The organism is Glaciimonas sp. GNP009 (genome assembly GCF_054343755.1).
The window spans coordinates 3672805-3684720 of the sequence record NZ_JBTGUV010000004.1 but is presented as its reverse complement, the minus strand read 5'-3'; the positions used below and the strand labels follow the sequence as shown (position 1 = coordinate 3684720).

The 11916-nt window shown below is 50.5% G+C and carries 11 protein-coding genes; 3 read left to right on the top strand and 8 right to left on the bottom strand.

Translation table 11 applies throughout. The features are described 5' to 3' along the window. Positions 1–50 precede the first annotated feature (50 nt). Positions 51–680 carry an SOS response-associated peptidase family protein gene (locus ACXX82_RS17070; RefSeq protein ID WP_458563317.1) on the top strand — a complete coding sequence of 210 codons (630 nt, stop codon included), beginning with the start codon at positions 51–53 and terminating at the stop codon, positions 678–680. A gap of 137 nt (positions 681–817) precedes the next feature. Here the strand turns inward: ACXX82_RS17070 and ACXX82_RS17065 are convergent, their stop codons facing one another. Next, complete coding sequence (locus ACXX82_RS17065) at positions 818–1255, bottom strand: hemerythrin domain-containing protein (RefSeq protein WP_458563316.1); 438 nt, start codon at positions 1253–1255, stop codon at positions 818–820. A gap of 253 nt (positions 1256–1508) precedes the next feature. Between ACXX82_RS17065 and ACXX82_RS17060 the strand changes: the two genes are divergently transcribed. Next, on the top strand, positions 1509–2189 hold the full coding sequence (locus tag ACXX82_RS17060) for an SOS response-associated peptidase (protein ID WP_458563315.1): 681 nt from the start codon (positions 1509–1511) through the stop codon (positions 2187–2189). A gap of 100 nt (positions 2190–2289) precedes the next feature. Here the strand turns inward: ACXX82_RS17060 and ACXX82_RS17055 are convergent, their stop codons facing one another. Together ACXX82_RS17055 and ACXX82_RS17050 are read right to left on the bottom strand one after the other, a co-directional pair. After that, a complete protein-coding gene (locus ACXX82_RS17055) occupies positions 2290–3585 on the bottom strand; it encodes a Y-family DNA polymerase (RefSeq protein ID WP_458563314.1) in 1296 nt (431 codons plus the stop codon). A 2-nt stretch (positions 3586–3587) separates the two neighbouring features. Continuing rightward, positions 3588–4061: a LexA family protein gene (locus ACXX82_RS17050; protein ID WP_458563313.1), complete on the bottom strand. Its 474-nt coding sequence runs from the start codon at positions 4059–4061 to the stop codon at positions 3588–3590. Between the two features lie 548 nt (positions 4062–4609). Here ACXX82_RS17050 and ACXX82_RS17045 point away from each other — a divergent pair. Then, a complete protein-coding gene (locus tag ACXX82_RS17045; RefSeq protein WP_458563312.1) occupies positions 4610–4888 on the top strand; it encodes a BrnA antitoxin family protein in 279 nt (92 codons plus the stop codon). Between the two features lie 859 nt (positions 4889–5747). Here the strand turns inward: ACXX82_RS17045 and ACXX82_RS17040 are convergent. The 5 genes from ACXX82_RS17040 to ACXX82_RS17020 form a co-directional block, all read right to left on the bottom strand. Continuing rightward, positions 5748–6434 (bottom strand): RibD family protein, encoded by a 687-nt coding sequence (locus tag ACXX82_RS17040; protein WP_322236951.1) that lies wholly within the window; start codon positions 6432–6434, stop codon positions 5748–5750. Positions 6435–6780: 346 nt separating this feature from the next. Further along, positions 6781–7626 (bottom strand): FadR/GntR family transcriptional regulator, encoded by an 846-nt coding sequence (locus ACXX82_RS17035; RefSeq protein WP_322236948.1) that lies wholly within the window; start codon positions 7624–7626, stop codon positions 6781–6783. Between the two features lie 485 nt (positions 7627–8111). Continuing rightward, complete coding sequence (locus ACXX82_RS17030) at positions 8112–9344, bottom strand: CaiB/BaiF CoA transferase family protein (protein WP_323507268.1); 1233 nt, start codon at positions 9342–9344, stop codon at positions 8112–8114. A gap of 110 nt (positions 9345–9454) precedes the next feature. After that, positions 9455–10600 carry an acyl-CoA dehydrogenase family protein gene (locus ACXX82_RS17025; RefSeq protein WP_322236942.1) on the bottom strand — a complete coding sequence of 382 codons (1146 nt, stop codon included), beginning with the start codon at positions 10598–10600 and terminating at the stop codon, positions 9455–9457. Continuing rightward, positions 10590–11741 (bottom strand): hydroxymethylglutaryl-CoA lyase-like TIM-barrel protein, encoded by a 1152-nt coding sequence (locus ACXX82_RS17020; protein ID WP_322236940.1) that lies wholly within the window; start codon positions 11739–11741, stop codon positions 10590–10592. Before ACXX82_RS17020 ends, ACXX82_RS17025 begins: the two co-directional genes overlap by 11 nt. Positions 11742–11916 lie beyond the last annotated feature (175 nt).

The window sequence follows — 11916 nt, the reverse complement described above, 5'->3', positions numbered from 1 at the left end:
CAGTATATTTAATTGCATAAAATATAACTTTCTGTTTTTGGGAGAAGGCTGTGTGCGGACGTATTGCTCAGTCAAAGACTGCTAGCGTATATGCAAGAGCGATGGGCTGGGCAGAAGACGATATTGTTTTGCCGGAGTGGCAACCAAACTGGAATGTGCCCGCGCGCAGCTCACCATTATTGATGCATGAACTAGCTGGCAAGAGAAGTTTTGCATCCGTTCATTGGGGATATCACCCTAAGTGGACAATGGTGAAAAAAATGCCTATGCTAATCAATGCCTCGCTACATACGGTGTCCACTAGTCCGGCGTTACGCCCGTTATTTCAGTCTGGCCGCGCGATTATCCCTGCGGACGGCTGGTTTGAATGGGCTGGCGAGAAAGAGAACAAACAGCCGTGGTACGTCATGTTGAAAAACGATACTCCCATGTTTCTTGCTGCGATAACGGATTTTTGGCCAGTCAACTGCGCTATTGAAGACACAGGTTTTCTGATTGTCACTACCGCCCTTACTAAAAATAAATCTACTGGCACTGACCAACGACCTATCGTGCTGACTGCGGAAAACGCGTGGCTCTGGATGAACAACGATCTGTCTATGGCGCAGGCGGACGAGATAGCCCGAGAGACTCATTTGCGATCCGAGTACTTTGCGTGGTGTAAGGTATCTGAGCGTTAGAACAAGCAGATTAACTTTTGAACGGAACTAGCAAGTTAGCTAATCAAGTCTAAGACCCACCTAAACGCGTTTCAAGCCACTAATATCATTAAAATTCCTAGATTGCGGTCGATTAGATTTTTTTTGGAAAGCGTTAATTATTCGTCCCTAAAGATAGCCAAATCTTCCCCGATGGCAATAAGATCTATTTTACTTTCGCGTATTTGTGAAAATAACTGGCCTTCCTCTGTCTCAACGTGACCAAAGAAAATTGTCTCCAACATTCTTACTTTTTCATCATAAAGGGGGTCATTTGGATGCATGTGTTCTAAGTTGGTAATTAGCAATTTGGTGGCAGTGAGCTTTCCCAATACCTCATCTGCAAAGCGTTTATCGCTAATTTCGCTTGTGATAGCGGGATATAGAATTTCTTCCTCCATTTGGGCGTGCACGGCTACCGCACGGAAAATGGCAGCGATGAGCTTTATTTTCTCCTGCCGTTGGTCTTTGGTAAGCGCCCTAAATTGAGAAAACATCGATCCAATTTTCTTGTGATCGTCCGCTAATAAGGACAGTGCGTGGTTAATTTTGATCATGACTATTCTTGGGAAAACGAGAAAATAGTTGATTTCTGCCAGGAAACTTGGCGGCTGTCCGGTACTTTTTAGATGTCAAAATAATATCAAACTTACTTCGAATTTATATCGGGTAAACCCTCATTTTTTTTATGTAGGAATTGATTGGTAGGCCAATTGTCACAAATGCCTTTGATATTAATTTCGTTTTGCTCGTGGTGCTTACGTTATATTTGATATGTAAAGCCTAACCCTCAACCGGAGTAGAACAGCTATGTGCGGACGCATCACACAGACAAGAACGGCCGAATCCTACGCTAAAGAGCTGGGCTGGACGGACGCTGACTATCGCGAACATGATTGGCAATCTAACTGGAACGTGCCACCCGGCAGCGCCCCCCTGTTAGTTCATCAATTTGGCGGCACCCGCGCCGTTGATTCAGTGCCATGGGGCTTTCGTCCAAAGTGGGCGGTCGAAAGAAAGCTACCGATGATGATAAATGCGCGGCTGGAGAAAGCCGCGACCGGTCCGGCGTTTCGGGCGATGTTCAAATCAGGGCGCGCGATTATTCCCGGGGAAGGATGGTTTGAGTGGACTGGCGAAAAAGGACATAAGCAGCCTTGGTACATCAAACTGAAAAACGATGGCCCGATGTTCTTCGCGGCCATGACGGATTTTAGACCGGACCGAGAATTACAGGAAGGTTCGGGTTTTGTGATCGTTACCGCTGCAGCCGAAGGCGGATTGGTCGACGTACACGACCGGCGTCCGGTTGTGTTGGCGGCTAAGGATGCTTTGCTGTGGATGGACAACGGTTTGCCAGAAGAACAGGCGGAACGGATCGCCCGACTCCGCGCGCTCGGCCCAGATAGCTTTGAGTGGTTCATGGTGTCGACGGAGGTTAATCGAGCCGGGAGGAGTGATCCGTCTATGATTGAGCGGATTTCGTCGTGAATAAGCGGCGTGCAACGCTCCTGCGCGCACGTCCAGAAAGATGGGGCACTCCCCACCGACCAAATCTAATGGTGGACAAGCTTTGGTGAAAAGTCGTCCTTCATTTTAATTTTGGCAGCTCTCCCCAGTCAGTCGTGTACCTAGGGGTTTTATTGTCAAACCGCGCCGCCCAGCGCCCGAGACCTCCGGCAGAACCGAGTTGCACAGTATCTCGGCCGTATTGTGCATTTAGCGCATCGAGCGCAATCATGACCGCAGGGGAATGCTTTACGGTGTGGGAAGCATCAAACAAGTTTCCCTGTTTGATGTTTCCAGAATAAAGGTCCATCAGGACTACACCCGCTTTTTTGTATTTATAACCATCACGAAAGATGCGCTTCAATCCGTTGAGCGCGAAGCCGGTGAGTGTGCGCACATCATCTGACGAATCCGGTAACGGGATGGTAATGCCATTGTTGTATTGAGCGTCATCCAAGCGAAAACGGTCGGTCTCCACAAAAACGTGAATCGCTCCACACACGGATTTCTGTCCGCGAAGCTTTTCGGAAGCTCGCGCCATGTACATCGATATGGCTTCTTCCAATTCCTTGATCGTCATCACGGTTGCACCAAAGGAACGGGACGAGACAATCTGTTTGCGAGGCGGCGAAACTTCTTCTAGCGCCATGCAAGAGATGCCACGTAGTTCATTGCAGGTACGTTCCATCACGACACCGAATTGGTCGCGCAGGACTTTTGGGGAGGTCGTTCGTAATTTTTGCACTGTGTCGATGTGCATGTTACGCAGCCTATCGCTTATCTTACGACCGACTCCCCACACTTCACCGACATCAATGTGACTAAGGACTTCGTTAACATCATCGCTGTGCATACCCGCCAGATCACATACGCTATTGAATGGCGTTTGTTTCTTGGCGATATGGTTGGCCATCTTGGATAATGTTTTGGAAGGACCAATCCCGACGCAGACGGGCAGGCCTGTCCACTGCTTAACGTGATGCCGTATGGTCTGGCCCATGTCGGTCAATGTCGGCCAATGACCGGCCATACCATTGAGACTTAAGAATGACTCGTCGATGGAATACACTTCAACATCAGGACTGTAGTCGCGCAAAATGGTCATGACGCGGTTGCTCATGTCGGCATAAAGCGTGTAGTTCGATGATAGTGCAATGATGCCATGCTTGCGTGCCAAATCCTGCAATTGAAACCACGGCGCGGCCATCTTGACACCGAGCGCCTTCACTTCATTTGAGCGCGCCACCGCACAACCATCATTATTCGATAAGACGACAACCGGTTTGCCTTCCAACCGGGGATTAAAAACGCGCTCACAACTGACATAGAAATTGTTGACATCGACCAGGGCGAATAACTGGGAATGCGGTGCGCCCATGATCAGACAGCAAACTTCCGAACGACCCCTGCAACCACGCCCCATATTTGTAAATCATCGTCGTCACTAACGACAATGACCTTATAGGCTGGATTCTCTGGACGCAGTTCAACTACTCCACGGCGGCGATAAAGGCGTTTCAAGGTGAATTCGTTACTTATGACCGCCACAACAATATGGCCGTGCTTAGGTTCAATCGAGCGGTCCACCAATACCCGGTCGCCAGCGAGAATGCCCGCGCCAGTCATGCTATCGCCCTCAACTGTGAAGTAAAACGACGCCGCTTTATGCTTCACGAGGTATGTGTTGAGATCGAGACCTTCCTCCACGTAGTCGGCCGCGGGGGATGGGAAACCTGCAGGTATCTTAATAAGAAACAACGGAACAGGGCAAGCCTCGGGGGCGATGGCCGCCGCAAGGGCATATTGCGCGAGGCTAACTGGTGCGCACGCTTGCGTGCAGTCGAGGGGGCTCATGGGGCATTTAATTATACTGTATGAATATACAGCTATATTATCACCTTTGACCGCCGCCGCGCACTACCCACCACGCCTGCGGGCTTCTTTAGATGCACTTGAGTTAACGCACCCTGCTGCATCGCCAGAATCCCGCTCAGCGTGGGGCATGGAAGAATTCTGCCTACATCAGCGTGACGCAGTTTGATGCACCTGGGCCCATAAAGTGACAGGTTCAAACTCCCTCGTTATTAAATGTAGCTACAAATATTACTTGATTTGAATTACGTTCGTAACTACAATTAAACGATGGAAATAACATTTGACGCTATTAAAGATGTTGTAAATGTAGGCAAACACGGGGTCTCACTGGCAGATGCGGAAAAATTAGACTGGGAAATTGCATTAATATGGGCAGATAGGCGAAATAATTACGGCGAACCGCGTCAATTGTCAATGCTGTTTAGCAGAATTAAACGGTCAAACTTATAGTGCGGCATTTGTAGATCGGCCTGAAGGCCGCCGAATGATCAGCCTTAGAAAGGCAAATTTGCGAGAGGTGAAATTCTATGATGAACAAACGTAAAATTATTTATCCGACAGCGGAAGAAGATGCTGCAATCACCGCGGCCGCATTGACAGATCTAGATAACCTACCTTTGAATGACGCGCAATTATCGGAACTCAAACCTGTGCGAGGACGCGGTCGTCCTTTAGGGAGCGGCACGAAAGAACAAATAACAATGCGCTTAGATACTGATATTGTCGACGCGTTTAAGCGTGAAGGCGATGGCTGGCAAACCAGAATGAATGGCGCATTGCGTGAGTGGCTCCAGGCGCATCAATAGTGAGCAGTCGCCATAGATGGTATTTCTAACCGGGGATTCGAGTCCCCTCTCTAAAAACATTCATCAAAATAGGGAATTGACAGCATCTGGACAGCGTTTTTAAAAGAGCGTTATAGAGTAAGGTGATTGGGTATATTCGAATCCCCCTTTCTCCGCCAAGAACATAGCGCGTAAGTCTTTGATTTCAAAGACTTACGCGCTTTTTTTATGGGCGTTCGATAGGTATAAGGTTAAACGAGTTAAAACGGACATACACAGGCACTGACAAGGGGCGTACAAAGTTGCACATGCGGCGGGGTCAACAACTTTATGCGACGCCCGAATTTGGGTACTCACACCTCGGAATGCCGGGCGCACCTTCGACGCACTATCGCTTGGATAAGTGAAAAGCGGATGTGAACCAGGCATCTTGCGGATCCCCGCCTAATTTTACAATTTAGCGGTATTACCTCGAATTTGAAGGATGTATCAACTTTACTTCGCGCATTACCGAAGCAAAATACAAGCAAACCGCAGCTAAAACAGGCGTAATTGCTGCGAATTCAATGACTTCTGGCTTTCGTATTGTTTGCAGATTGACCTCAATTGAGGCAAGCCCTGGAGGATGTTGATTTGGTACACAACACGCCAGGAGTAACCCGCCAGGTTTTCCATTAAGAAATAGCAACTCTGACCGGTATCCCGCAGTGCGCCGTTCATTTGATCCGGTGGATCTGGTGTGTTTTGGCCATACCTTAGCTAAGGTCCAGGCTTACTGCTGGTTCAGCGATGCTGCCGATTTGCAGACACTTTCTATACTGCGCATCAAAATTGAGGGATGCACGTATTAAAATCCCAAAAATGCTATTTTTTTGGGACATCACTGCTTCTTGTAGCGCAACCACACACCGCCGCCTTCTTGGATATCTGCCGACTCTAATGTAAGGTAAGTTGGCTGCGACCAGACATCTTTGGCGATCTCAAACGATGCGGGATGCTCACCACGTCCATCAATCAGCGGCAAGATAAGAACACTGACCTCATCGACAAGCCCTGCGTTTACAAATGACCCGCTCACCGCGGGTCCGCCTTCGACGATAAGACGCTTAGTGCCAAGTTCATTTGCAAGGGTTGCAATGACATGGGCCAGATCAATTTCTGTCTTGCCACCAAAAATATAAGACACGTTGATGGATTTCAGATAGGCCAAATAATCATCCGACACCGCTTCTGTCACAACCGCGACGACATGCGAAGCGAGCGCTACGTTGCTCTTCCAAGCCACTTTGCCGTGAGGGTCAATTGAGATGGCATAGCAGTCCGCATTGCGGTTGGCAAAATAATGAATGCGTGGAACGGGTGCTTTGGCCAGGCCTCTCTGATAATCGTCACCGTGCGCGATTTCCTGCATTGTGACCCTACCGCAGATCCATGCATCGAACTTGAATTGCTGAGCAAGCTTCTCATACAGGTCGCCAGCATTTTTTTTAAAAGGGCGCGCCCAGCCGTCAGTGAGCGCGTGTCCATCAATGGAGGACAACATATGACAGATGACATATGGCTTCATGAAAAACTCCCAATAATCTTTGATGGTTTATAAATTCTTATCAAGTTGATCCACCTAATCGGCAGGCGGTCAGATTCGCGTAAGACTACCACATCTAATTTTTAGTATAGACGCCACCGTTTTAAGCGCGTCCGGATGAAGTCGGTAAAAATTGCACCCCGATATGAAGTCCCATCGCGTCGAGGATAGCCGACAAGCAGCGAGGGACGGGATTCCCATCTGATGACAACCTGCGGTAGAGCCGGGCCGTACTCAGGTGAGACGATTTAACCGTGAGTTTTACTGTCAGTTTTGATGTAAAACAGCGTCGGATACTTTCCATCAATCAGCGCTGCAGTCTTCGAATTCACTGGGCCAGACGCGCAGGTCGCTTAACAATCCCAACCGCACGCAGTTCACCAATCGGCTCATTCAACACATCAATCGTTCTTGGCGCTCTATATGCGCTCATGACCAGGTCGCGGGTGTGTTCCAGATGCGTGCGCCAAAACTTCTCGGCGGCGGCGGGCGTGCCGCTGCGCATCAGCTTCACCATTTTTTGGCGGTCTTTGATGCTGTCTTGACGTAGCTTGTCGACACTGGCTTTTTCGATTGTGCGTTCTGTTACATGCTCGTGCTGGCGGCGGATGATGTTGTAGATTAGTGAAGCGAGAAGATGGATCGTTTTGTTGCCGCAGTGGCGAGTAATAAGCATTGAGAACTCAGCGCTGAGATCGGCGTAGCGTATCAGATCAGACTGCGCGGCCTCGCGTGCTTCGGCGATGTTTGCCTCAAGCTCAGCTAAGGCGATGGGGTTGCGCGACGCCGCCAGCAATCCGGCGGCTGGTGGTTCAATGACGATGCGAGCGAGCCATATGTCTTCTAGTGTCGTGCCTTCGATTTGTAGAAACAGACCGACTTGGCGGGCCGCGGCACCGACATCGATTGAGTTCACACGTGCCCCACCGTGTCTGCCGCGGGCGATGGTGATGAGCGACTCAGATTCGAGAAGGCGCAACGCTTCGCGAAGCGTTGGACGCGAGATGCCGAATTCGATTTGTAGTACGTTCTCGGGATGTAACTTGTCGCCAGGTTTGAGCTTACCCGTGACAATTTGACGGCGTAATGCCTCTGCTACTGTAGCGGCGGCTTTTTGAGGTTTACGGGATACCGTAGTAGTGGTTTTGCGGGGCTTGGTTACAGTATTTGTCATGCAAATTATATTAGCACATGTCGTTATTAAACGATAAATGGAAAATCGTTTTAGGTAGATAAATTGGCCTGATTTTTTGACGATTTCAAACGTGAAAAAGCAAGCGTTTGTGTGCATTCCGTAAGCAGCGACGTTCACTACTTTTGAGATTAAATAATGACAATGACAAGGCGAAAAAAGATGGGAACAATTACCCGAAGGCCACCATTTTTAACAAAAGATAATCCTTCTTTGCAATCGTTGACATTCGAAATATCAGTTTTCTTTTACCTATCTGGTGACAACAATGGGAGAACGCAAATTTCGCCACCGAATCCAGCAAGGCTAGTTCGCCATAAGGCGTTTGCGCATGCACAGCTAAAACAAATCGATCACCTAAAATGCAGCACAAGTCACCTAAAGCGATGCAACATCACGACATTGATTAAACAAATGTCGCTAGTTGCATCACAACCCAAAAAAGCCCGAATTTTCAAGATGCAGATTTACGCAGCGCCGCCAATGGGTATCGTCTTGTCCGAGCCGGTATGACGCGAGATATCTTCCTGTGTTGCTTCTTTGATGGTGCCATCCTCCTGGAGTTTTGCGATCTCACCTTCCGAATAGTGCAGTTCACGCAAGATCGCTGCCGAATGTTGCCCGAGCGCTGGCGCGTCGAAGCGTGTGTGTCCCGGTTCGTCCGTGAATCGGATTGGATTGCCGATATGGTCCCAGCCACGTTCATCGGTTATGACAGCACCACGCTGCCTGAAGTGGGCGTCTTCGAGCATTTCAGGCAGCGTTTGCACGGGTGCGAAGGGTATATCTCGACCCTTGAAATAGGCCACCCACTCGCTCTTGGTTTTAGTGCGAAAGGTCTCTGCCAGAAAGTCACGCACAGGATGTTGCCCCTTACCTGGCGGCAGCTTGCATATATCGATCAGATCGGGCCGGCCCAGCATGGTGAGAAGATTGACAGCGAATTTCATCTCTTGCCCGCCGAGCGCGATCCAGTCGCCATCCTTGGTAGCGTAAATGGCGTAGAGCGCGTTGCCGCCGAGCGAGCGCGCCTCGGGGACGTTAGGTTGACGTCTCCCCGCCATCGCTGTGTCGAGGTTGTTGGGAATAGCGGCAAGCAAGCAATCAGCCATTGCCATGTCGATAAAATCCCCGCGGCCGGTTTCTTTGCGACGAAGCAGCGCCATCATCACGCCTGAGAGCGTGACCATCGACGCCAGCATGTCTGCTGCCGGCAATCCGGGAATTGCAGGCTCGCCATCCCTGCCCCGGTTCAGCGACAGCACACCGGCCATCGCCTCAATCGCGAGGTCGTGGGTGGCGAGGTCACGGTACGGACCGCTCTGCCCAAAGGCAGAGATTGATGCATATACGATGTGCGGCGCGCGCGCGCTGATCTGTTGATAGCCGACGCCGATGCGGCCGGCCACGCCGGGCCGAAACGCCTCAATGACGACGTCCGAGACCTCGATCAGCCGCATCAATGCCTCCAGTCCGGCCGGTTGCTTTAGATCTAGCGCCAGGCTCTTCTTGCCGCGGCTGGAGTTGGCAAAGAATACGCTGACCCCGTCGCGCATCTCGCCAACGGCGCGAGTCGGCTCGCCCTCGTCGACTGACTCAATCTTGATGACCTCGGCGCCGTGATCGGCCATGAACTGCGTCAACATTGGTCCGGGCAGAAAGCGCGACAGGTCAATGACACGGATGCCTTCGAGCTTCATAAGTACTCCCTCTTGCTGTTAGTCCCCGCCGTCATCACAGCATCCGATTGTGCGCGTGATCCCATCATCGGGCGGATTTCCATGCATTTATATTGCAATGTGGTGTTGGTTCAAAATGGGGCGAATTCTTTCCCGAGTATGTCACGCGCAATGATGCCCAGATGCACCTCACGCGGTCCGTCCGCAGACTCCATTCCCAGACAATCCCGAAGTCGTTGCTCGAACGGCAAATCTTTCGCCCAACCGTAATGGCCGTGCAAACGCATACACGTATAAAGGACTTCGTTGGCCGCCTTCACGCCCCACCACTTGGCCATCGACGATTCTTTATCATGGCGCAGTCCCTTGTCCTTCAATGACAAAGCGCGGTAACACAACATACGTGCCGCCTCCAGCTTCGTTGCCTCCATTGCCAGTTCGTTTGCCACGCCTTGCCATTTTGAAAGTGAACGCCCCATAACTTGTCTGATCTTGACGTACTCGATTGTTTCGTCGAGGGATTTTTGGGCAGCGCCGATACAAGCCAATGGAACGAAATTGCGGTTGTAACCGATGATCGTCATCGCCCAGATGAAACCTTGGTTCTCCTCGCCGATCATATTACGTGCTGGTATCCGCACATTGTCAAAGAAGAAGCTACCCGCACGATCAATCCGTTGTCCCATGCGCTCGAAAGGCGTGGCGGTAACGCCAGGCGTGTCGGTTGGAACCAGAAAGAATGAAAGTCCCCGAGGTCCGGGTCCGCCGGTCCGAGCCGAGACGAACACCACCTTCGAGACCCCACAAAAGGTGATGCTGGTTTTCTCGCCGGTGATGATGTAATGATCGCCATCCTTAACTGCCTTAGTTGTGATGTTGCCTGCATCGGCACCACCGCCGGGTTCGGTGAAGGCCAGCGACATCATTTCGCCGTTGGCAATACGTGGAATCCACTCTTCTTGCAACTCTGGCGCCATGGACGAAGCCATTTCACCGAGGTGAATGGCGTTGCTGATGATGTACCGGATGTTATGGTCACAACGACCAATCTCCTCACACACGATCCCGCAGTCGACGAACGAATAACCCTGACCACCGTACTTTTCTGGAAGGCGCAACCGCAACAATCCCATATTGATCAGCTTGTCCATGAAATCCTTGGTCAGCCACTCACCGGTTCTGTCCCATCGCTTGTATTGGGTAAGAAGTTCCGCCTCAGCGTATTTCCTCACCGAATCGCGGATCATCTCTTGATCATCAGAATAACTAAAGTCCATTTGTCTTCTCCTTATGTCCATCATTTATAGATTCTCGCGGCCCTTGATAGTAAGGACCAGAGATAGGATGCTTCCACGGGGTGTAACCCTCTTTTTGGTATGCTTGCGGCCCCAACTTAAAATGCTTGGCCGCTTCCAGACTTTCTAAACCCGGAATGTTCGGATCGTAAAATGCATCCGGATGCATTGGTCTTGGGCCAGCCTTAGCCACGTGACCAAATACGGCGCGACCAATAATTTTCTCCAGCATCCATACGCAGTCGATGATCTTATCCAGATCCACGCCGGTATCGATGCCCAGTCCTTCCAGCATATGGATGACATCCTCGGTCGCCGCCATTCCCGATGCACGACCGTTCCCGCCGAATTGCCCGCCTCCGATTCCTCCGAGCGTTCCCTCAATGATCACAGTGTCGTCTTTATCCAGAGTGCGCAAGGCGGTATAAATCGCAGGCAGCGCCATGCCGCGCGCGTTATGCATATGCAGATTGAACTGTTTGACCTCGGGCCAACGAAGTTTGATTTTTTTGAGATCCTCCTCCATCTCGGGAGGCAAGCACCAACTCTGCGAATCGTGCAGTGCGATCTCAACGACGGCTATTCCGGCCGCATTTAACAAGGCCATTTGCCGCTCGAGAAAAGAAAAGCGATAATCCTGAGAAAACTTTCCCAAGAAGTTGGAACCCCACGCGGAGCCGATTCCAATGCGGGCTTTGCTGATGCCACGTTCCTTTGCATCCTGAATGACCTCTGGCCAACCTTCCATCATCTGCTCGACCGAGCGATTGACGTTTCTGCGCTGATGAACGTCGCAGATATCGAGAAACAGCGTACAGAACTCCTCTTCGATTGTCAGAGGGGGAGAATATTGCTCAGCGCGCTTCTTGGCCTTCTGATTGTGAATAAAGGTCAAGTACGTCACGCCCTCTTTCGGGTGGAATGCGCGCAACAGTTCCTCAAAGCAAGCCATCTGTGGAACGAAGAGCGGGCTGACAAAAGCGCCGACTGTTATCCGTTTCAAGCCGGTCTCGGAGAGTGCATCTAAAAACGCCACTTTGGCTTCCAGAGGAATGCACACGTCTTCTATTCCGAAACCTTCTCTCATCACCTCTTCGTTGTAAATCACGGTTGGCCAATTCACAGATGCGCTCCCAGTTTTCAGTCGTTTAATTTTCAGTCGTTTAACTTACTCCAGCGGCCACAGTTGTCGCATCTGCGCAATGGTCGGGGAGCGGATAATCAATCATCAAATCTAATTGTATAACTATTTAGATTATTGTGCGTTAAATCGTCTAACCTTATTTTCTAATATTTTT

Bases quoted from the DNA above. Each gene is read 5' to 3' on its own strand.
- ACXX82_RS17030 (WP_323507268.1), bottom strand. From the start codon at position 9,344: ATGAAGCTCGAAGGCATCCGTGTCATTGACCTGTCGCGCTTTCTGCCC.
- ACXX82_RS17045 (WP_458563312.1), top strand. From the start codon at position 4,610: ATGATGAACAAACGTAAAATTATTTATCCGACAGCGGAAGAAGATGCT.
- ACXX82_RS17060 (WP_458563315.1), top strand. From the start codon at position 1,509: ATGTGCGGACGCATCACACAGACAAGAACGGCCGAATCCTACGCTAAA.
- ACXX82_RS17025 (WP_322236942.1), bottom strand. From the start codon at position 10,600: ATGGACTTTAGTTATTCTGATGATCAAGAGATGATCCGCGATTCGGTG.
- ACXX82_RS17050 (WP_458563313.1), bottom strand. From the start codon at position 4,061: ATGAGCCCCCTCGACTGCACGCAAGCGTGCGCACCAGTTAGCCTCGCG.
- ACXX82_RS17035 (WP_322236948.1), bottom strand. From the start codon at position 7,626: ATGACAAATACTGTAACCAAGCCCCGCAAAACCACTACTACGGTATCC.
- ACXX82_RS17065 (WP_458563316.1), bottom strand. From the start codon at position 1,255: ATGATCAAAATTAACCACGCACTGTCCTTATTAGCGGACGATCACAAG.
- ACXX82_RS17040 (WP_322236951.1), bottom strand. From the start codon at position 6,434: ATGAAGCCATATGTCATCTGTCATATGTTGTCCTCCATTGATGGACAC.
- ACXX82_RS17055 (WP_458563314.1), bottom strand. From the start codon at position 3,585: ATGGGCGCACCGCATTCCCAGTTATTCGCCCTGGTCGATGTCAACAAT.